At 57.2% G+C, this 19,295-nt stretch carries 21 protein-coding genes; 18 read left to right on the top strand and 3 right to left on the bottom strand.

Going from position 1 to position 19,295, the window contains the following annotated elements:
• Window positions 1-109 precede the first annotated feature (109 nt).
• The 12 genes from LKR43_RS16290 (at window position 110) to rpsQ (ending at window position 6,885) form a co-directional block, all read left to right on the top strand.
• Entirely contained in the window at window positions 110-973 is an 864-nt protein-coding gene (locus LKR43_RS16290) for an ABC transporter permease (RefSeq protein WP_370632080.1), read from the top strand.
• The gene (locus tag LKR43_RS06680) at window positions 973-1,800 is read left to right on the top strand and encodes a betaine/proline/choline family ABC transporter ATP-binding protein (RefSeq protein WP_227683231.1); all 828 of its coding nucleotides are present in this window, start codon (window positions 973-975) and stop codon (window positions 1,798-1,800) included. The genes LKR43_RS16290 and LKR43_RS06680 overlap by 1 nt, the downstream gene beginning before the upstream one ends.
• A 312-nt stretch (window positions 1,801-2,112) precedes the next feature.
• Window positions 2,113-2,802, top strand: a complete 690-nt coding sequence (rplC, locus tag LKR43_RS06675; protein ID WP_227683230.1) for a 50S ribosomal protein L3 — start codon at window positions 2,113-2,115, stop codon at window positions 2,800-2,802.
• A gap of 2 nt (window positions 2,803-2,804) precedes the next feature.
• The gene (gene rplD, locus LKR43_RS06670; RefSeq protein WP_227683229.1) at window positions 2,805-3,425 is read left to right on the top strand and encodes a 50S ribosomal protein L4; all 621 of its coding nucleotides are present in this window, start codon (window positions 2,805-2,807) and stop codon (window positions 3,423-3,425) included.
• Window positions 3,422-3,718, top strand: coding sequence for a 50S ribosomal protein L23 (gene rplW, locus LKR43_RS06665; RefSeq protein ID WP_180030374.1), 297 nt, complete (start codon window positions 3,422-3,424; stop codon window positions 3,716-3,718). Before rplD ends, rplW begins: the two co-directional genes overlap by 4 nt.
• The gene (gene rplB / locus LKR43_RS06660; protein ID WP_227683228.1) at window positions 3,718-4,545 is read left to right on the top strand and encodes a 50S ribosomal protein L2; all 828 of its coding nucleotides are present in this window, start codon (window positions 3,718-3,720) and stop codon (window positions 4,543-4,545) included. The genes rplW and rplB overlap by 1 nt, the downstream gene beginning before the upstream one ends.
• A gap of 12 nt (window positions 4,546-4,557) precedes the next feature.
• Complete coding sequence (gene rpsS / locus LKR43_RS06655) at window positions 4,558-4,833, top strand: 30S ribosomal protein S19 (protein ID WP_013743956.1); 276 nt, start codon at window positions 4,558-4,560, stop codon at window positions 4,831-4,833.
• Window positions 4,834-4,836: 3 nt separating this feature from the next.
• Window positions 4,837-5,166, top strand: a complete 330-nt coding sequence (gene rplV / locus LKR43_RS06650; RefSeq protein WP_227683226.1) for a 50S ribosomal protein L22 — start codon at window positions 4,837-4,839, stop codon at window positions 5,164-5,166.
• A gap of 9 nt (window positions 5,167-5,175) precedes the next feature.
• Window positions 5,176-5,982 carry a 30S ribosomal protein S3 gene (rpsC, locus tag LKR43_RS06645; protein ID WP_227683224.1) on the top strand — a complete coding sequence of 269 codons (807 nt, stop codon included), beginning with the start codon at window positions 5,176-5,178 and terminating at the stop codon, window positions 5,980-5,982.
• A 2-nt stretch (window positions 5,983-5,984) separates the two neighbouring features.
• The gene (gene rplP, locus LKR43_RS06640) at window positions 5,985-6,401 is read left to right on the top strand and encodes a 50S ribosomal protein L16 (RefSeq protein WP_180030370.1); all 417 of its coding nucleotides are present in this window, start codon (window positions 5,985-5,987) and stop codon (window positions 6,399-6,401) included.
• Between the two features lie 9 nt (window positions 6,402-6,410).
• On the top strand, window positions 6,411-6,602 hold the full coding sequence (gene rpmC / locus LKR43_RS06635; RefSeq protein ID WP_227683222.1) for a 50S ribosomal protein L29: 192 nt from the start codon (window positions 6,411-6,413) through the stop codon (window positions 6,600-6,602).
• Window position 6,603: 1 nt separating this feature from the next.
• Window positions 6,604-6,885: a 30S ribosomal protein S17 gene (gene rpsQ / locus LKR43_RS06630; RefSeq protein ID WP_227683221.1), complete on the top strand. Its 282-nt coding sequence runs from the start codon at window positions 6,604-6,606 to the stop codon at window positions 6,883-6,885.
• Between the two features lie 94 nt (window positions 6,886-6,979).
• Here the strand turns inward: rpsQ and LKR43_RS06625 are convergent, their stop codons facing one another.
• The 3 genes from LKR43_RS06625 to LKR43_RS06615 form a co-directional block, all read right to left on the bottom strand.
• Window positions 6,980-8,659, bottom strand: a complete 1,680-nt coding sequence (locus LKR43_RS06625) for an AMP-binding protein (RefSeq protein ID WP_227683220.1) — start codon at window positions 8,657-8,659, stop codon at window positions 6,980-6,982.
• Between the two features lie 106 nt (window positions 8,660-8,765).
• Complete coding sequence (locus LKR43_RS06620; protein ID WP_370632075.1) at window positions 8,766-10,082, bottom strand: OmpP1/FadL family transporter; 1,317 nt, start codon at window positions 10,080-10,082, stop codon at window positions 8,766-8,768.
• Between the two features lie 62 nt (window positions 10,083-10,144).
• A complete protein-coding gene (locus tag LKR43_RS06615) occupies window positions 10,145-11,572 on the bottom strand; it encodes an NAD-dependent succinate-semialdehyde dehydrogenase (RefSeq protein WP_227683219.1) in 1,428 nt (475 codons plus the stop codon).
• 609 nt (window positions 11,573-12,181) lie between these two features.
• Between LKR43_RS06615 and galU the strand changes: the two genes are divergently transcribed.
• The 6 genes from galU to bcsB are packed head-to-tail and all read left to right on the top strand — an operon-like array spanning window position 12,182 to window position 19,271.
• Window positions 12,182-13,018, top strand: coding sequence for a UTP--glucose-1-phosphate uridylyltransferase GalU (gene galU / locus LKR43_RS06610; protein WP_227683218.1), 837 nt, complete (start codon window positions 12,182-12,184; stop codon window positions 13,016-13,018).
• Window positions 13,019-13,065: 47 nt separating this feature from the next.
• Window positions 13,066-13,521 (top strand): cellulose biosynthesis protein BcsD, encoded by a 456-nt coding sequence (gene bcsD, locus LKR43_RS06605; RefSeq protein ID WP_227683216.1) that lies wholly within the window; start codon window positions 13,066-13,068, stop codon window positions 13,519-13,521.
• Between the two features lie 48 nt (window positions 13,522-13,569).
• Window positions 13,570-14,049, top strand: coding sequence for a BcsR/BcsP family cellulose biosynthesis protein (bcsR, locus tag LKR43_RS06600; RefSeq protein WP_227683214.1), 480 nt, complete (start codon window positions 13,570-13,572; stop codon window positions 14,047-14,049).
• Entirely contained in the window at window positions 14,046-14,801 is a 756-nt protein-coding gene (bcsQ, locus tag LKR43_RS06595; protein WP_227683212.1) for a cellulose biosynthesis protein BcsQ, read from the top strand. The genes bcsR and bcsQ overlap by 4 nt, the downstream gene beginning before the upstream one ends.
• Before the next feature lie 13 nt (window positions 14,802-14,814).
• On the top strand, window positions 14,815-17,025 hold the full coding sequence (gene bcsA, locus LKR43_RS06590) for a UDP-forming cellulose synthase catalytic subunit (RefSeq protein WP_227683210.1): 2,211 nt from the start codon (window positions 14,815-14,817) through the stop codon (window positions 17,023-17,025).
• Complete coding sequence (gene bcsB, locus LKR43_RS06585; RefSeq protein ID WP_227683327.1) at window positions 17,025-19,271, top strand: cellulose biosynthesis cyclic di-GMP-binding regulatory protein BcsB; 2,247 nt, start codon at window positions 17,025-17,027, stop codon at window positions 19,269-19,271. Before bcsA ends, bcsB begins: the two co-directional genes overlap by 1 nt.
• The last annotated feature ends 24 nt before the right edge of the window (window positions 19,272-19,295 follow it).

The following is a 19,295-nucleotide window of genomic DNA, read 5'->3' as shown; positions in this document are numbered from 1 at the left end:
CGCCGCTGCCGTGCAGCAGGTCAATACCCGTCTTGGCATCACTACAACAACTGAAAGCGCGGGCGCACAGCCTGCTGCCGAACAGGTCACAGCATCAGCCGGACATAACATCTTCCCAGACTGGTCGGTGGCCGCATTTGTGAATCAGCAGCTGATGGACGTGGTCAAGAACTACGGTGGCTTCTTCAGGCAAGCCAGCAGCTTTATGCTGACCACGCTGCTGTTGCCCGTAGAGCGCTTGCTGCAAGCCGTTCCACCGTGGGCGTTTCTGTTGCTTGTTGCGGCACTTTCCTGGCATGCGACCCGTAAGCCGATAGCAACCGTACTGTATGTGGTCTGCCTGTATCTGATTGGCGCCGTGGGTTTGTGGGACAAGCTGATACAAACCTTTGCGCTCGTTCTGGTTTCCACCCTGGTCTCCATTATTCTGGGCGTGCCCATAGGCATCATTGCCGCGCGTAGCCGTTGGCTGCGCCGTGTGCTGACGCCAGTGCTCGATGTGATGCAGACGCTGCCCAGCTTTGTTTACCTGATCCCCGTCCTCATGCTGTTCGGATTGGGTAAGGTGCCCGCGCTGTTCGCCACCATTATTTATGCCGTACCTCCTTTGATCCGGTTGACGATCCTGGGATTGAGGCAGGTTGACCGCGATGTCATGGAGGCGGCCCAGGCCTTTGGCGTGACACGCTGGCAGATGCTGATCCGGGTCACCTTGCCTCTGGCGCGGCCCAGCATCATGGCCGGCATCAACCAGACCACCATGATGGCTCTGGCCATGGTCGTGGTCGCATCGATGATTGGCGCGCGTGGCCTGGGCGAAGATGTGCTGGCCGGCATACAAACCCTGGATGTGGGCCGCGGCCTGCAGGCTGGTGTGGCCATTGTCATTCTGGCCATCGTGATAGACCGGATTACCCAGGCTTATGGCCAGCCGCGCCGGCGCCGGCGCGTACCCCTGCAAGAGAAGCTCTGATGACGGACGTAAAAATCGAAATACGCGATGTCTACAAGGTATTTGGCCCGCGCGAAGGCGGGCCTCAGGAGGCCAGGGCAGTCGAACTGCTGCGCCAGGGCGCGGATAAAGCCAGTGTACAGGCCGATACCGGATGCAACGTGGGCCTGGCCGGCGTCAGTGCAAAACTGCCGGGTGGGCAGATATCCTGCATCATGGGCCTGTCGGGATCAGGCAAATCCACCTTGGTCCGGCACCTGAACCGGCTGATTGATCCATCGGCCGGCAAGATTCTGGTTGACGGCGATAACATCCTTGACCTGAGCATGCCCGAACTGCGCCAGTTGCGCCGGCATCGCATCAGTATGGTGTTTCAGAACTTCGGCCTGCTGCCCCACATCAACGTAATTGATAATGTTGCATTTGGCCTGAGCGTGCGCGGCGAAGGCCAGTCACAGGCTCGCAAGACAGCGCGTACCTGGCTGGAAAGAGTGGGCCTGTTTGAGTATGAAAAAAACTACCCGGACGAGTTGTCGGGGGGTATGCGTCAAAGGGTGGGACTGGCACGTGCTTTGGCCATTGATGCCGATGTGCTGCTTATGGATGAAGCCTTCTCGGCGCTGGATCCGCTTATTCGCTACGACATGCAGGACCAGCTGCTGGCCTTGCAGCAGCGCCTGCAGAAAACCATAGTGTTCATTACCCACGATATCGATGAAGCACTGCGTCTGGGCCAGAATATCGTCATATTGCGGGACGGAAAAGTCGAGCAGGTAGGCAGTCCCGACGATATCCGTAACCATCCCGCCAACGAGTATGTGGAAAGGTTTGTGGTGCGGCGCGGGTAACCTGCACCAGGCCTCGCCGGCCCGTACTGTTGCATTCCCGCCATCGTGCGCGCGAATTCCGGGTTAATCCCCATAGTCGACTTGCAAGCTGTGGCCTAGTCATGCTAAAGTGCTAAGCTTGACCAAAAAATTTGGTGGGCTACGCAATTGTTGTGTAGAAACCCCAGGTATGGCAAACCCGCTATGGGCAAGCCTGCAACGGTTTTGGTTAAGAACAGGTATCAGGAAATCGTGTGCGCGTAGGCTGTAAGTAAACAAGTTATGCGTACTGTAATTAGCCCCGACCAATCGCAGTCGGGAATGGAGAAAACGATGTCGAACTCGACACCTACACCCGCCGCTCATCGGCTGGGACTTGTGGGGCGTAAGGTCGGCATGACCCGTATTTTCACCGAGGAAGGCGAGTCCATCCCGGTAACAGTACTGGACGTGTCGAATAATCGCGTTACCCAAGTCAAGTCGCCAGAAATCGATGGCTATGCGGCCGTGCAAGTTGCCTACGGTACACGTCGCGCTACCCGCGTGACCAAGCCTCAGGCCGGGCACTACGCAAAAGCCGGCGCAGAAGCCGGCAGCATCCTGAAAGAATTCCGTCTCGACCCCGCCAAAGCCGCTGAATTCACAGCCGGCGCTGTCGTGGCCGTAGAAAGCGTCTTCGAAGCAGGTCAGAAGGTTGACGTAACTGGCACAACCATTGGTAAAGGCTTTGCCGGTACCATCAAGCGCCACCATTTCAATGGTCAGCGCAACTCCCACGGTAACTCGCTGTCGCACCGCGTGCCTGGTTCCATTGGTATGGCCCAGGATCCCGGTCGTGTGTTCCCCGGCAAGAAAATGTCGGGCCACCTGGGTGATGTTACCCGTACCGTCCAAAACCTCGACATCGTACGTGTCGACGCAGAACGCGGTTTGTTGCTGGTCAAGGGCGCTGTCCCCGGCCACAAGAATTCCGATGTTGTCGTGCGTCCGGCCATCAAGATGTCGGCCAAGAAAGGAGCCTAATCATGGAACTCAAGCTCCTGAATGACCAAGGTCAATCTTCCGCTACGGTAGCCGCACCCGACACCATTTTCGGTCGCGACTTCAACGAAGCGCTTGTGCACCAGATCGTTGTTGCTTTCCAGGCCAATGCCCGCAGCGGCAACCGTGCCCAGAAAGGTCGCGATACGGTCAAGCACAGCACCAAAAAGCCATGGCGCCAAAAAGGCACCGGCCGCGCCCGTTCGGGTATGACTTCCTCGCCCATCTGGCGTGGGGGTGGCCGTGCGTTCCCGAATTCGCCCGACGAGAACTTCTCGCAAAAGGTCAACAAGAAAATGTATCGTGCCGGTCTGCGTGCGATCCTTTCCCAGTTGGCTCGTGAGGACCGCATCGCCGTGGTCGATACTTTCGTCCTCGACGCACCCAAGACCAAGCTGGCTGCCAACAAGCTCAAAGGCATGGGCCTGGAATCGGTACTCATCATTACCGATGTGCTCGACGAAAACGTTTATCTCGCTACGCGCAACCTGCCGCACGTTGCCGTGGTCGAACCGCGTTATGCCGACCCGCTGTCGTTGATCCACTACAAGAAAGTGCTGATCACCAAGCCGGCTATCGCTCAACTCGAGGAGATGTTGGGATGAACGCCGAACGCTTACTGCAAGTTATCCTGGCTCCCATCGTGACTGAAAAAGCCACGTTCGTAGCCGAAAAAAATCAGCAAATCGCTTTCCGCGTAGCGGCTGACGCTACGAAGCCCGAAATCAAGGCTGCTGTCGAACTCCTTTTCAAAGTCGAAGTCGAGTCCGTCCAGGTTTTGAACCGTAAAGGCAAAGAAAAGCGCTTTGGCCGTTTCATGGGTCGCCGCCGTAACGAGCGCAAGGCATACGTCTCGCTCAAAGACGGTCAGGAACTCGACTTTTCAGAGGTGAACTAATGGCACTCGTAAAAGTCAAGCCAACTTCGGCGGGCCGCCGTGGCATGATCAAGGTCGTCAGCCCTGATCTGCACAAAGGCGCACCGTTCGCAGCTCTGCTCGAAAAGAAAAAACGTGGTTCTGGCCGTAACAACAATGGCCACATCACTGTTCGCCATCGTGGTGGCGGTCACAAGCAGCACTACCGTCTGGTTGATTTCCGTCGCAACAAAGACGGCATCCCTGCCAAGGTAGAGCGTCTTGAATACGATCCTAACCGTACTGCGCACATTGCACTGTTGTGCTACGCAGACGGCGAGCGTCGTTACATCATCGCTCCCCGTGGTCTGGAAGTAGGCGCAACGCTGCTGTCTGGTCAGGATGCTCCCATCCGCGCCGGCAACACCCTGCCTATCCGCAACATTCCCGTGGGTTCCACCATCCACTGCATCGAAATGCTTCCGGGCAAGGGTGCACAGATGGCTCGCTCCGCCGGTGCTTCGGCTGTCCTGCTGGCTCGTGAAGGTACATACGCTCAGGTGCGCTTGCGCTCTGGCGAAGTCCGTCGCGTTCACATCGACTGCCGCGCCACTATCGGCGAAGTCGGAAACGAAGAACACAGCTTGCGTCAAATCGGTAAAGCCGGTGCCATGCGCTGGCGCGGTGTACGTCCTACCGTTCGTGGTGTTGCCATGAACCCGGTCGATCACCCGCACGGTGGTGGCGAAGGCCGTACTGGCGAAGGTCGCGAACCGGTCAGCCCATGGGGCACGCCGGCCAAGGGCTATCGTACCCGTAGTAACAAGCGCACAGACAATATGATTGTCTCGCGCCGCAAGCGCAAGTAAGGGGCGAACAACATGTCACGTTCGATCAAAAAAGGCCCATTCGTCGATGCGCATCTGATCAAGAAGGTCGATGCAGCTGTCGAAGAAAAGGGCAAAAAGCCGATCAAAACCTGGTCGCGCCGTTCAACCATCCTGCCCGAGTTCATTGGGCTGACAATTGCTGTGCACAATGGCCGCCAGCACGTTCCCGTTTATATCAACGAGAACATGGTCGGTCACAAGCTCGGCGAGTTCGCGCTGACCCGTACGTTCAAGGGCCACGCAGCGGACAAAAAGTCCAAGAGGTAAGTGATGGAAACTACAGCAATCATCCGTGGAGTCCATATCTCGGCCCAGAAAACCCGTATTGTTGCGGATCTTATCCGTGGCAAGTCGGTTGCGCAGGCGCTGAATATCCTGACCTTCACACCCAAAAAGGCCGCGGGCATCCTCAAGAAAGCGCTTGAGTCCGCGATCGCCAACGCCGAGCACAACGACGGCGCCGATATCGACGAACTCAAAGTCACCACCGTATATGTTGACAAGGGCCAATCGATGAAGCGTTTTTCCGCACGTGCAAAAGGCCGCGGTAACCGTATCGAGAAGCAGACTTGCCACATTGTGGTCAAAGTCGGAGCTTAAGGAGTCACAATGGGACAGAAAATTCACCCGATTGGGTTCCGCCTCGCGGTCAACCGCAACTGGAGCTCGCGCTGGTACGCCGACGATAAAGCCTTTGGCGGCATGCTCGCCGAAGACATTCGTGTACGCGAATACCTGAAGAAAAAACTGAAAAGCGCTTCCGTTGGTCGCGTGGTCATCGAGCGTCCTGCCAAGAACGCCCGCATTACGGTTTACTCGGCTCGTCCTGGTGTCGTAATCGGCAAACGCGGCGAAGACATCGAAAGCCTGAAGGCCGACTTGCAGCGTCTGATGGGCGTGCCTGTGCACGTCAACATCGAAGAAATCCGCAAGCCCGAAACCGACGCTCAGCTGGTTGCCGATTCCATCGCGCAACAGCTTGAAAAACGCATCCAGTTCCGCCGCGCCATGAAACGCGCCATGCAGAACGCAATGCGTCTGGGTGCCCAAGGCATCAAGATCATGAGCTCGGGCCGTTTGAACGGTATCGAAATTGCCCGTACCGAATGGTACCGCGAAGGTCGTGTGCCCCTGCACACCCTGCGCGCCAACATCGACTACGGCACTTCCGAAGCCCAAACTACCTACGGCATTATCGGTATCAAAGTCTGGGTCTACAAGGGCGACATGCTGCCTAACGGCGAGTTGCCTCCTGAAACTGCTGCTCCTCGTGACGAAGAGCGCCGTCCGCGTCGTGCGCCCCGTGGCGACCGTCCTGACAGCCGTCGTCCCGGTGGTGGTCGCGGTCGTGGAGCCCCTCGTAAAGACGCCGCGCCAGCTAATGCTGCTGCCGCACCGGCGCCTGAAGGAGAATAAACATGCTGCAACCTTCACGCAGAAAATATCGCAAAGAGCACAAGGGCCGCAATACCGGTCTGGCCACTCGCGGTGCGCAAGTATCGTTCGGCGAGTTCGGTCTGAAAGCCACGGGTCGTGGCCGTCTGACCGCACGCCAGATCGAAGCTGCACGTCGTGCGATCAACCGTCATATCAAACGTGGCGGCCGTATCTGGATCCGCATCTTCCCCGATAAGCCGATTTCGCAGAAACCTGCCGAAGTCCGTATGGGTAAAGGTAAAGGTAATCCGGAATACTGGGTCGCAGAAATTCAACCCGGCAAGGTGCTCTATGAAATGGAAGGTGTAAGCGAAGAGCTTGCACGCGAAGCTTTCCGCCTGGCCGCCGCTAAGTTGCCAATCGCCACGACATTCGTGTCGCGCCACATTGGTGCTTAAGGAGATCTCATGAAAGCCAGCGAACTCCGTTCCAAAGATGCTACCGAGCTCAGCAAAGAGCTCGAAAGCCTGCTGAAGGCACAATTCAACCTGCGTATGCAGCGTGCCACCCAGCAGCTTTCCAATACCAGTCAGCTCGGCAAGGTCCGTCGCGATATCGCACGCGTCCGCACCGTTATGGCTGAGAACGCAGGAAAGTAAAATGAGCGAAACTCAAAATACACAACCCGCCAAGCGCCAACGTACCCTCATTGGCCAGGTCGTAAGCAACAAGATGGACAAAACCGTCGTGGTTCGCGTTGAGCGCCGCGTCAAGCACCCCATCTTTGGCAAAATCATCGTACGCTCGAACAAGTACAAAGCGCATGATGAAACCAACCAGTACAACGAAGGTGATACGGTTGAAATCGCAGAAGGTCGTCCGATCTCCCGCGACAAATCGTGGACTGTTGTGCGTTTGCTTGAAGCCGCACGCGTTATCTAACGCCTAAGCTCAGGTCGGCCGCCGTCAGGCGGCAGACTGCAAAAGCCCCTGGATACAGCACATTTGCTGCCCAGGGGCTTTTTATTGGCCCGCTTTAACCCTTGTCGCCGGCCTCGTCCCTTAGTTCGCGCCGCAATATCTTGCCCACATTGCTGCGTGGCAGGTCTTTGCGGAACTCAACTGATTTGGGGGCTTTGTAGCCTGTCAGCTTGCTGCGGCAGAATTTGATCAGCTCTTCTTCGGTAACCGTGTCGTTTTTGCGGATGACGTAAAGCTTGACGACTTCGCCGGAGTGTTCATCGGGTACGCCTATGGCCGCCACCTCGCGCACATCGGGGTGTTCCATGGCAACGGCTTCAACTTCGTTCGGATACACGTTGAATCCCGAGACCAGGATCATGTCTTTCTTGCGATCCTGAATGAACACATAGCCTTTGTCATTGATATAGCCAATGTCGCCGGTCATGAGAAAACCATCGGGGTAAAAGGTTTTTTTGGTTTCTTCGGGCCGGTTCCAGTAGCCCGGTGTGACCTGCGGCCCGCGCACCGAAATCTCGCCGCTTTCGCCTTGCGGGAGATCCTGGCCGGCGTCGTTGCGTATGGAGATCTCTGTAGACGAAATGGGCAGGCCGATAGAGCCGTTGAATGCTGTTTTATCAAGCGGGTTGATGGTGACCGCCGGTGAGGTTTCAGTGAGCCCATAGGCTTGTGAAATGGGGATGCCGGTAACCTGAAGCCAATGCTTGGCGACGGTTTCCTGCACCGCCATGCCACCGCCCAGAGCCAGGTTCAGTGAGCTGAAATCCAGCCTGGAAAAATCCGGATGATTCAGCAAGGCGTTGAACAGGGTGTTGACACCGGTAATGGCTGTGAACTTGTGCTTGCTCAGGCTTTTGATCACCGCTGGCATATCGCGTGGATTAAGAATGAGCAGATTGCTGGCGCCCAGCTTGATGAAGATCAGGCAGTTGGCCGTCAGCGCGAAGATATGATACAGCGGCAGCGCGGTAACCACGAGTTCACGTGGCCCATCCAGGGCAGCATCGACCCAGGCGTGCGCCTGGCATACGTTGGACACCATATTCCCGTGCGTCAGCATGGCGCCTTTGGCGACACCCGTGGTGCCGCCGGTATATTGCAGCAATGCCAGATCCTTGTGAGACAACTCGGGACGCGTATATTTTGCACGCCGGCCTGACTCGAGTACGTGCTTCAGGCTGTGGGTGGCGGGCAGCGAGTAAGGCGGTATCAGCTTTTTGACGTGCCGTACGACCAGATTGGTGATTGCCCCCTTTATGGTTCCCAGCATGTCACCCACCGATGTGGTGATGATGGTCTTGATTGCCGTATTCGGTAGTGCCTTTTCAAGGGTATGGGCGAAGTTTTCGGCAATGACTATGGTTTGGGCACCCGAGTCCTGCAGCTGGTGCTCAAGTTCGCCGGGCGTATAGAGCGGGTTGGTGTTGACCACGACCGCTCCGGCCCGCAGTACGCCAAACAGGCATATGGGGTACTGCAGCAGATTGGGCATCATCAGCGCGACTCTGTCGCCCTTGCCTATGCCCTGGCCCTGCAGCCAGGCCGCAAAATGACGGGAGTGCTCATCGAGCTCGGCATAGGTCAGCTTCACCCCCATGCTTATATAGGCCACATTCTGTGCGAACTGCGCGCAGCTTTCCTCGAACATGGCCATGAGCGAATCGTATTTGGCCGCTTCGTCGGTAATGTCTGCGGGTATCCCGGGAGGATAGTGGTCCAGCCAGATAGGTTCCATAGTGTGCGCCCTTCAATAACACCGTTACGCTAGCTGAGATGATACTCAGCCTTATGGTAGCACCCGTTATGCTTTCAAGGACGAAAACTGGTGTCGGGTGCAGGCGTCAAAAACGATGTGACACCTGCAAGCCAAGTATATTGGCATTGGATGAATAGTCGCCGCGCACGGTTCCCTTGCTTGCATCGGTATCGTTGGCGATGGATGTGTTCCTGATGAACAGGTGGGCGTAACCGATGTCGATGGTGGTGCGGTCATTGAAGTTGTACTGTGTGCCTATCGATACCCAATAGCGATCGTTGTCGGGCAAAGATGTGGGCCGGTATTTGCTGCTATCGACTGGTGACTGATCCCATGCAACCCCGCCTTTCAGGGTCCATTGACGATTCAGCCGGTAGTTCGCTCCCAGCGCAACACGCCAGGTATCACGAAAGCGCAGGTCCAGTTCGTCGTCGAATACCGGGTTGCCGTTGTCTATCTTCAATGACTGGATGCTGCTCCAGCCAGTCCATGAAATATCGGCCAACAGTTGCCATTTGCTGTTCAGGTCGTGGACGACGCTGAAAATTGCAGTGTCGGGCAACTCGACCGTGGCGTTTGCATCGAAATGGACAGGAATCGGGACGGGTGTCGTGTTATCGATATTGGTATCGCCGCTGGCATTGATCTTCATGCTGGATCGATACGACAGGCCTATGCGGGTGGCGGGAGTGAGTTGATAGATCAAGCCCAGATTCCAGCCCCAGGCATCGCCGTTCATCTTTACTTGCGCCTCCATGTCGGGTGCACCCAGCAGCGTAGGCGCAAGCGGATGGGACATGCCGCCGGGCAATCGGGTGATCAGGCCGGCAGCCGGGCTGTTGCGCCTGTAGTTGGCGTCGAGTCGCATCCAGTTGATCCCGGCACCAACAGACAATTGCTCGTTCACCTTGTACGCGATCGAGGGGTTCAGATTAATACTTTTGATCTTGAACTTCTTGGAGTGATAGCGCCCGACCCAGCCCTCGTCGTACTCCGTCATCAGCCCGAAGGGCGCCCCTACGCCCAACCCGACGAACCAGTTCGGATTGAGCTCCCATGACACGTAGGCGTTGGGCACCAGCCCCAACGAGCCGGCATCGCCGCCGTTGTTCGATCCCAGAGGAAGGCCGCCCGGTCCTGTGCTGCCGTCATCATCAAACCTGAAAGATGGCTTGATGCCGATCAGGCCGCCCGAGACGTTCACGCCCGGCAGCCGCGTCATCCCTGCCGGATTGAAGTAAATGGTACTGGCGTTCTCGGCAATGGCGGCTGAACCTGCGTAAGAATTGCCGATACCGCTGGCATTTTGTTCAAGCAGCTGAAAGCCCGCTGCCTGGGCTCCACCCATGCCCAGGCCAAGGGTAATGATTGGAACCAGACGCAAAGAACATGTTGTTTTCATTAGGCACCTCCTGCAGGACGCGCCAGCAAGTTTTGTGCCTGGTGTGGATCATTGCATATGGACTATACGTGAGTCACGAATTTGGTTACCAGATAGCCGTCAAAGGTTTCTGTACCGCCTTCGCTGCCTATGCCGCTGTCTTTGACGCCGCCGAAGGGGGTTTCCGGCAGGGCGCTGCCAAAGTGGTTGATATTGACCATACCCGATTCGATGCCGTTGGACACCTTGGTGGCCGTTTGCAGCGAATTGGTGAAAACATAGGACGACAGGCCGAAGGGTAACGAGTTGGCTCGCTTGATGACGTCGTCAGTGTCGGAAAAGCGTACCAGGGGGGCGATGGGACCAAAGGGTTCTTCGGTCATCAGCATGGCGTCTTCGGGTAAGTCGGTAACCACGGTTGGCGAGAAGAAATGGCCCTTGCGGTCGAGGGCTTCTCCTCCCAGCACCACTTTGCCGCCGCGCTGCAGGGCATTGTCGACGAACTTCTGCATGGTCGGGACACGACGCGCGTGAGCAAGCGGGCCCATTTGCGTGTCGGGATCAAGGCCATCGCCCACCTTTACGGTTTTGAGGGTATTGACGAAGCCCTCGAGGAACTGGTCGTAGACCTTGTCGTGAATATAAAAGCGGGTGGGCGAGACGCAGACCTGGCCGGCGTTGCGCACCTTGAAGCGGGCCAGTTGCTTGGCGGCGCGGTCGATGTCGGCATCGTCGAAAACCAGCACGGGAGAATGGCCGCCCAATTCCATGGTGACGCGTTTCATGTGGGCGCCTGCAAGCGATGCCAGCTGCTTCCCCACCGGTACCGAACCGGTGAACGATACCTTGCGCACGATGGGTGAACGAATGAGGTAGTCAGAGACCTCGGCGGGTACACCCCAGACGATGTTGAGTACGCCAGGAGGCAGGCCGGCGTCGTGGAACATGCGGGCAATCGCCATCACCGCGCTGGGCGCGTCTTCGGGCCCCTTCAGGATGATGGTGCAGCCGGCACCAATGGCAGCACAGATCTTGCGTATGGCCTGGTTATAGGGAAAGTTCCAGGGCGTGAACGCGGCGCACACGCCTATGGGCTCGCGCAGCACCATTTGCCTGACTTCGGGTGAGCGCGGCAAAATCACGCGGCCATAGATGCGCCGGCATTCTTCGGCATGCCAGTCGGCGTGGTCGGCGCACGACATGATTTCGCCTACCGACTCAGCCAGAGGCTTGCCTTGATCCAGTGTCATGTTGCGGCCGATTTCCTGGGCGCGTTCACGAGAAAGCTGTCCGACCTTGCGCAGGATTTCGGAGCGCTGCATGGGTGAGCTGTGCCGCCATGACTCAAACGCGCGGGCGGCCGCGGCCAGGGCACGGTCAAGGTCGGCCGTGGTGGCATGTGGCAGCTGGCCCAGTTCTTCCAGCGTGGCGGGGTTGGTGATCTGGTCGGTTTTGCGACCTCCACCATCTATGAATTCGCCGTCTATATAAAGTGCCAGTGTTTCGTACATGGAAAAGTCTCGTCAGGGGTGGGAAATGGGCCGGCAGTCATCTGTTTGCAGGGGCTGCTCTGTTATAGCACGCACCCGACAACAAAAAGAAGTTGCACGACAGCAACATTTTGTGCGCTTATGACAAATGTTTGAATTTTGCCATTTACAGACGAAATGCCTGTCAATACTGGCTGTTCGTGATTCTTGCGGAAAAATTAACACTTCCTGTCATTTTGACGGCGAAAATATTATGTAAAAGTACGGTAATTCATAGCCTTATCTGAAATTAATCGATACAATTCCAGCAACTCCAAAAAATGCATTTTTAAATCTGCACTCAGGGGTTTGGGTAGGGCGCCTCAGGCGCCATGCCGTGCATTTCAAGATGCAAGGTTATGCCTTAAGAATATGGGCCAGAAGTCCATAGCTCCGCCTTGCCACTTATGAGCGAGCTTTTACGTGAGATTCTCCGTCAAGGCCCAGTTCCTGCCATTCAAAAAAATAAAACTGCGCCCGGTGGCGCGTTCGACCGTGCCCGGTACGGCAGTGCATATACCGGTGGGCACGGGTAGCAGACGCCTGGCAATGTCGCACCTAAGCGTGAACCCCTTTTCCTGTAATAGTTTAATGAAGCCAATACGTAAGGCCGTTTTTCCCGTGGCGGGCCTGGGAACGCGTTTCCTGCCGGCCACGAAGGCCATGCCCAAAGAAATGTTGCCCATTGTCGACAAGCCGCTGGTTCAATATGCGGTCGAAGAGGCCGTTGCCGCGGGCATTACCGAATTAATATTTGTCACCGGTCGGAACAAGCGTTCCATCGAAGATCACTTCGACCGTTTGCCCGAGCTCGAGGCCGAGCTGCAAGCCAAGAACAAGCAGGCTTTGCTCGAGGCCGTAAACAGCATCATTCCTTCCACCGTAACTTGCATATATACCCGTCAGGCCGTGCCCATGGGTCTGGGGCATGCCGTACTGTGCGCCGCTCCTATCGTAGGCAACGAGCCCTTTGCGGTGTTGCTGGCCGATGACCTGATCGATTCCGATGTGCCGGCGACACGACAATTGGTCGAGGCTGCACATCGTCACGATGGCAGTGTCCTGGCCCTGCAGAACATTGAACGTGAGCACAGTTCGCGCTACGGCATTGTGGCCGGCAAGGTGACGGGCGGCTCCTGCATGCAAATAGAGGCCATCGTTGAAAAGCCTGCGCCGGCCGATGCGCCGAGCACACAGGCCGTGGTGGGCAGGTATGTGCTGGAGCCCGAAATCTTTGATTGCCTGCGTGCTACGCCCCGAGGGGTGGCTGGTGAAATTCAGCTCACCGATGGCATTGCAAGATTGTTGCACCAGCGCAAGGTTTACGGCTGTGAATACGCCGGTACCCGCTATGACTGCGGTAGCAAAGAAGGATTCTTCCGCGCCACTGTTGAGTTAGGACGCAAATATCACGGTCTGATTGCATAAATTGACCACATCACATTAATAATCAAAGGCTTAACAAGAGGGCTTTCATGCAGAACAAGGTTGTCGATTACTTGAGCAGTCAGTTGCACTGCGAGCAATGGGCTTTTTTTCTGGAAGCGCTGTCAGACGAATTGCTGCATCAGATTTCCACCCAGGACATGCGCATGCTGGCGCGCAATGCCGGCCTGAGGGCCGGCCGTGCCATGCCTCTGCCGGCTTGTGACTCGCTCGACAAGCTTGAAGCGGCGGCCAATGAGCATTGGGCCAAGCTGGGATGGGGCCTGGTGACCTTTGAGGAACAAAGTGGTCATCTGATGGTAGAGCACATGCTTGCACCCCTGAAGGCCACGCTGGGAGCCGAGTCCATGAAATGGGCGGCTGGTTTTCTCGAAGGGGTCTACCAGGAGTGGTTCCTGTTGCTGGGTGCCGGCAATGAGCTGCAGGTTACGCAGGTGGGCCCGGTAGACGAGTATGGCGGACTTAAGTATCGCCTCGGGCGATAGATAAAGCAGGTTTCCACCCTGTTTTTTATGGTGTTAAGGATAAACGTAATGGCTAGTTCACCCGACATAGCAAAGCTGTTCAAATCTTTTAATAACGATCAGGCTGATCGCTACCAAGAGATTGTTGACCACGACCGCAAGAGTGCGTCGCAAGCGCGCTGGCCGATACTGACTGAAATCAAGATCGGCCAGCGGCAAGCTGATCCTGCGCCTGTGCGCAGCCAGGCCATCCAGGAAGTTGAGCAACAGCCAAAAAGCGCATCCTTGCCCGCCTTTCAGTTTTTGCGAGTGCAGGATCCGGCGATCGAATCAGCCCGTGGTCATGTACAGGCAGCAGAGCCCGATCAGGCTCCTGCGTCACCGGCAGACCGCCCCTCAGGCAGCGAGCGCGGTCTGCAGGCATTGTTCAAGCGTATCGGACAGTCGTCGCAGGTTGAACAGCCAGTCGCGCAACCCGCTCCGTCTTCCGGATCAGACAGTCGCCCCGGACAAATGTCATCGCTGTTTCAGCGTCTGCGCCGCTCATGAAAGTCGTTGCCGTTGTATCGGCCAAGGGTGGGGTCGGAAAAAGTACGGTCAGCGCAAACCTGAGCGCTGCCCTGCAGGCCCAGGGTTACCCTGTCATTGCCGTAGACCTCGATCCGCAAAACGGATTGCGCTATCACTTTTCCCTGCATCAATCCACCGGGCTCGGGCTGTCCGGCACGATCCATGGCACTCCCTTGAGCGACATCATTCGTCCCACCGAGGCGGGGGTCGCACTCCTTCCGTACGGCGAGTGCACCGAGCAGGAGCGACAGGACTTTGAGGCCGAGCTCCGGCACAACAAGCGCTGGCTGAGCGAAAAGCTGCACGGCATGTCGCTGGCAGATGATGTCATGGTGGTCATCGATACCCCTCCTGGGCCGTCGGTGTACTTGTCGCAAGCCCTGACGGCCGCATCGCTGGCCGTAGTCGTTGTGCTGCCCGATGCCGGGTCGTACGCCACCTTGCCGCAGATGCGCTCGCTTATCGAGACTTATTGTCTGGGCCGGCCCGATTTCATTGACTACGGCTTGCTGATCAACCAGGTCGAACAGGCGCATCAGTTGGGTAAAGACATTACGCAGGTTTTGCGTACTACGTTCGATGAGCGTGTAGTGGGCCTGGTGCATACGGATCAGGCGCTCAGCGAGGCCCTGGCCTATGGCCAGAACATCTTCCAGTATCGCTCATACAGCGAAGGCGCACGTGACATGCAGGCTTGTGGTCAGTGGGTCCTGCGCAGGCTCGGGCTTTAAGAAGGAGTGAGCGGTGTCTGAAGTTCAGAGTTCTGCAAGCGGTGCAAGGGTGGAAAGGCTCTCGGAAAAGTTTGCCCGCTGGCTGGTCAGCCTGCCGCTATGGAATTACCGCATCATCCGCATACTCACGATGCTGCTGGCGGCGGGTCTGTTTGTGGTCGTCGTGACGGCGCCGCTCGATCTTGCTTATCAGGCGCTGTTTGCACTGGTGAGCTTTGGTGCGGCCATCATTCTTGGCCGCCTGTCTCAGGGGCGATTGGTGACACTGGTGCTGGTGACCATATCCGTCGTGGCCTCATTGCGATATATGTACTGGCGCGTTACGTCCACCCTGGGATTCGAAACCTGGCTCGACATAGGCTTTGGCTACGGTTTGCTCCTGGCTGAAATCTACGCCCTGACCGTACTTCTGGCCAGCTATTTTCAGTCGGCCTGGCCTTTGCAGCGTCAGCCCATCATGATGCCGCAAGATCTCGCCAGCTGGCCGACAATAGACATCTATATCCCGACCTACAACGAATCCCTGAGCGTGGTCAGGCAAACGGTGTTTGCCGCGCTTGCCCAGGACTGGCCAGCCGAAAAACTCAATGTGTATGTTCTGGACGACGGCCGACGCGATGATTTTCGCGATTTCTGCGCTTCGGTGGGCGTGGGGTATCTGACCCGCCCCGATAACAAGCATGCCAAGGCCGGCAACATCAATGCCGCCCTGCCCCGTACCAACGGGGAATATATCGTCATCTTCGATTGCGATCACGTACCTACGCGCTCGTTTCTGCAGATCAGCGTGGGCTGGTTCCTGAAGGATCCCAAGCTCGCCATGTTGCAGACGCCGCACGTATTCTTTTCGCCCGATCCCCTGGAAAAGAACCTGGATGTATTCCAGCAGGTGCCTAATGAAGGACGCTTGTTCTATGGCCTGACCCAGGACGGCAACGACCTGTGGAACGCAACCTTTTTCTGCGGTTCGTGTGCGGTATTGCGTCGTGAGCCGCTGCTGGATGTGGGCGGCGTAGCGGTGGAAAGCGTTACGGAAGATGCCCTGACGGCCTTGAAGATGAACCGCAAGGGTTATAACACCGCCTATCTTGCCATCCCGCTGGCAGCCGGCCTGGCAACCGAAAGTCTTTCCAGGCACATTGGCCAGCGCATACGCTGGGCCCGGGGCATGGCCCAGATTCTTCGCAGTCACAATCCTTTGCTGGGCAAAGGGCTGAGCCTTAGCCAGCGCATTTGTTACGTCAGTGCAGGCCTGCATTTCTTCTACGGACTGCCGCGGCTGGTTTTCCTGACAGCGCCTTTGGCCTACCTGTTCTTTGGTGCACGGGTGTTCGAGGCTTCCGCGTTGATGATTGCCGCCTACGCATTGCCGCACATCGTTCATGCCTACATGACCAACACCCGGGTGCAAGGGAAATTCCGCCATTCCTTCTGGAATGAAGTGTATGAGTCGGTACTGGCCTGGTACATCATGCGGCCGACCCTGGCTACCCTGGTTGCACCCAACAGTGCGACGTTCAACGTTACGGCAAAAGGCGGGACGATAGAAAAATCGTTTTTCGACTGGACCTTATCCCGGCCTTACATTATTTTGCTGGTATTGAACCTGATCGGAATGAGCATAGGGGCCTGGCAGGTCGTGACCAATATGAATGACAGCGGGCTGGTATTCACCGCCCTGATGAATATGGTCTGGACGATGCACAATATCGTCATCTGCAGCGCCAGCGTCGCCGTGGCGGGTGAACAGCGCCAGGTTCGCGCTTCGCCGCGAGTCGATGCCGAACTGCAGGCAACCCTGCACCTGCCAGGGGGCTATGGCATGGCGTGTACCACCAGTGATTTTTCTCAGGACGGACTGGGCATTTCGCTGCCCGCTCCAGTGCCGCTGGCGGTGGGCGACACGTTGCAGGTTGCCATCTTCCGTGACCAGGTCGAAGCGCTCTTTCCGGTGCAGGTGGTATTTGTCAGTGATACCAGGCTGGGCTTGCGCTTCCTTGACCTGAGTCTGGCGCAGCAGGTTGAGCTGGCACAGCTGACCTTCGCCCGGGCCGATATCTGGGCCGACTTCTGGGTCGAGGGAGAGCCGGATTCGCCGCTGGGGGCCAGCCGCCATATCGCCAAGGTTGCGGTGCGTGGCTTCAAGGTGCTGGTGCGTGAGAGTCTCATGGTGTTGGTGGGGCGCCGGCGCACTACCGGCAAGACACAAGAGGCGGCATCGTGATGCTGGCTTTCATGTGGCGAACCGTACTGGCCGTCATCTTCGCAGGGCTTGGCCTGGCCGGTTTCAGCGCAAGCAGTCATGCAGTCGATGCCAGCGGGGTGGCGTTGAGCCGACCCTGGGGCGAACGCTCCTATTCTGTCACGCTCGAACAGCTGGCCCCGGCGTCCAGCATAGAACTGCGGGGTGTCGATGACACGCGCGGAATATATTTCGGCCTGCGTTCGGATGAACAGGTAAAACGTCTGCGTCTTGAGCTGGCCTACCAGTATTCCAGCAAACTGATAGAGTCGCTGTCGCACCTGAATGTGATTCTTAATGGTGAAGTCGTTGACACCATCATGCTGGCCGAGCAGCCGCAAGGTGGCTCGACGGTATTGCAGCACATAAGCGAACTGCCCTTAGGATTTTTGCAGCGTCACAACCAGCTTGAGATTCAGCTGGTGTCGCATTACACCCTGGCATGCGAGAATCCAGTGCACCCTGACCTGTGGGCCGATATTGATCGCGGCAGCCGCTTGCTGTTTGATGTGGATCCGGTCGTGCTGCCGAATGAACTTGGGCTTTTGCCGGCACCGTTCTTCGACACAGCTGACGTTCGCAGGCTTAAGCTGCCATTCGTGGTGGCCGGTGCCAGCGATGCAAAATTACAGGCTGCCGGCGTGGTCGCTTCCTGGCTGGGCGCTCTGTCCGGATTCCGGGGCGTTGACTTTTCGGCGCGCATGTCTGCATTACCTGATTCGGGACATGCCGTGGTCGTGCTGAGTGGCGCCGACTCGCTGCCTGGCCTGAGTCTTCCTGCGATTCAGGGGCCCACGGTTGCCATGGTCCCCAACCCCCGTGATTCATCCGGCAAACTGCTGTTGATTACCGGGAGAAATGACGCTGAAATCAAAACGGCGGCGGCAGGCCTTGCGCTGGGTGCGGAGGCGCTTTCGGGGCCGGTTGCGACGTTAGGAAAGGTCGATTATCAACCCCGCAAGCCGTATGACGCGCCCAATTGGCTGCCGACAGACCGGCCGGTGCAGTTGGGCGAGCTCTTGCCGGCAAACAGGTTTACCGTAGCCGGTCGGGACCCCTGGCCCATTACCCTGCGGCTAAGAGTGCCGCCGGATCTATCGCGCTGGCGCGTGGATTACGTCCCTCTGGATCTGAAATATCGCTACGTAAGCTATGGATTGCCCGAAGATTCCTCTTTGAGCATGCAGATCAATGGCAGCGAGGTGTGGCGTACCGACCTGATCACCAAACCTGACACCGTCTTTAATCGCATCATCGATAAAAAAGACGGCATCATGCATGAACAGGTGAGGATACCGGCCTATAGCTTTGCCTCGGATGCGAGCCTGGAGTTCAAGTTCCGCTACCCGACCACAGCAGAACAAGACTGTACGGGCGCGCTGGTCGATACGCGTCGCAGTGCCATTGATCCTGAGTCCACAATAGACTTGACCGGCATGTTGCACCACATGGCCATGCCGAATCTGGGTGCATTTCGCAGCGCCGGCTTCCCATTCACTCGCATGGCCGATCTATCCGAGACAGTCGTGGTACTGCCGCCTGCCGCCGGCGATACAAGCCTGGCAGCCTATCTGAATGTGATGGGTCGTATCGGTGAGTCCACGGCTTACCCGGCGCTGGGCCTGACGGTCTCCCGGCGTCCTGAAGCAAACATGCTGGAAGACAAGGATGTGCTCATCTTCAGCGTGAATGGCTCTACACCCTTGCTCAAGGAATGGGCGGCGCACCTGCCGGTGGCGACGGGTGTGTCGCAGCCTGAGCGCTCCACTGCTGCTTTCTGGAGCATAGGTGGGTTCCTCGACCGATTGTCCTCGTTTCTGCAAATTGAATCGGGGGCGTCGGGCACGCTGCTGTCACCGTCCACAACCTTGATGGCGGGTTTTGAATCACCCGTGAGCAAAGGTCGCAGTGTTGTCGTGCTGAGCGGGGCATCCGACGCGAGTCTGATGCAGGCCATCGATTTCATGGCCGGCAACCAGGAGCAGGGCTTGAATATCCAGGGGGGCGCAGTCGTTCTTACTGGCGGGCGCATGGAAAGTGTTTCCGACGAAAAAGCCTATTACGTCGGCGAGCTGGGGCCATTTCGCTCCATGCAGTTTTTCTTCTCGGAACGCCCCATCGTTCTGGTTTTTTTCTACATGTTGGGCGCGCTGTTGATGGGTGTCCTATTCTTCCTTAGTTTACGGGCCCGTGCCCGGCAACGCTTGCGTAGCGACGAGTCTGAATAGATCTCTATTCATTCAAAAGAGACA

It is taken from the genome of Pusillimonas sp. MFBS29 (genome assembly GCF_020687695.1).
Taxonomy (GTDB): Bacteria; Pseudomonadota; Gammaproteobacteria; order Burkholderiales; family Burkholderiaceae_B; genus Pusillimonas_C.
The sequence above is the reverse complement of the archived record's forward strand: the minus strand, read 5'-3'. Positions and strand labels throughout refer to the sequence as shown.

Bases quoted from the DNA above. Each gene is read 5' to 3' on its own strand.
- LKR43_RS06680 (WP_227683231.1), top strand. From the start codon at position 973: ATGACGGACGTAAAAATCGAAATACGCGATGTCTACAAGGTATTTGGC.
- rplC (WP_227683230.1), top strand. From the start codon at position 2,113: ATGTCGAACTCGACACCTACACCCGCCGCTCATCGGCTGGGACTTGTG.
- rplD (WP_227683229.1), top strand. From the start codon at position 2,805: ATGGAACTCAAGCTCCTGAATGACCAAGGTCAATCTTCCGCTACGGTA.
- rplW (WP_180030374.1), top strand. From the start codon at position 3,422: ATGAACGCCGAACGCTTACTGCAAGTTATCCTGGCTCCCATCGTGACT.
- rplB (WP_227683228.1), top strand. From the start codon at position 3,718: ATGGCACTCGTAAAAGTCAAGCCAACTTCGGCGGGCCGCCGTGGCATG.
- rpsS (WP_013743956.1), top strand. From the start codon at position 4,558: ATGTCACGTTCGATCAAAAAAGGCCCATTCGTCGATGCGCATCTGATC.
- rplV (WP_227683226.1), top strand. From the start codon at position 4,837: ATGGAAACTACAGCAATCATCCGTGGAGTCCATATCTCGGCCCAGAAA.
- rpsC (WP_227683224.1), top strand. From the start codon at position 5,176: ATGGGACAGAAAATTCACCCGATTGGGTTCCGCCTCGCGGTCAACCGC.
- rplP (WP_180030370.1), top strand. From the start codon at position 5,985: ATGCTGCAACCTTCACGCAGAAAATATCGCAAAGAGCACAAGGGCCGC.
- rpmC (WP_227683222.1), top strand. From the start codon at position 6,411: ATGAAAGCCAGCGAACTCCGTTCCAAAGATGCTACCGAGCTCAGCAAA.
- rpsQ (WP_227683221.1), top strand. From the start codon at position 6,604: ATGAGCGAAACTCAAAATACACAACCCGCCAAGCGCCAACGTACCCTC.
- LKR43_RS06625 (WP_227683220.1), bottom strand. From the start codon at position 8,659: ATGGAACCTATCTGGCTGGACCACTATCCTCCCGGGATACCCGCAGAC.
- LKR43_RS06620 (WP_370632075.1), bottom strand. From the start codon at position 10,082: ATGAAAACAACATGTTCTTTGCGTCTGGTTCCAATCATTACCCTTGGC.
- LKR43_RS06615 (WP_227683219.1), bottom strand. From the start codon at position 11,572: ATGTACGAAACACTGGCACTTTATATAGACGGCGAATTCATAGATGGT.
- galU (WP_227683218.1), top strand. From the start codon at position 12,182: ATGAAGCCAATACGTAAGGCCGTTTTTCCCGTGGCGGGCCTGGGAACG.
- bcsD (WP_227683216.1), top strand. From the start codon at position 13,066: ATGCAGAACAAGGTTGTCGATTACTTGAGCAGTCAGTTGCACTGCGAG.
- bcsR (WP_227683214.1), top strand. From the start codon at position 13,570: ATGGCTAGTTCACCCGACATAGCAAAGCTGTTCAAATCTTTTAATAAC.
- bcsQ (WP_227683212.1), top strand. From the start codon at position 14,046: ATGAAAGTCGTTGCCGTTGTATCGGCCAAGGGTGGGGTCGGAAAAAGT.
- bcsB (WP_227683327.1), top strand. From the start codon at position 17,025: ATGCTGGCTTTCATGTGGCGAACCGTACTGGCCGTCATCTTCGCAGGG.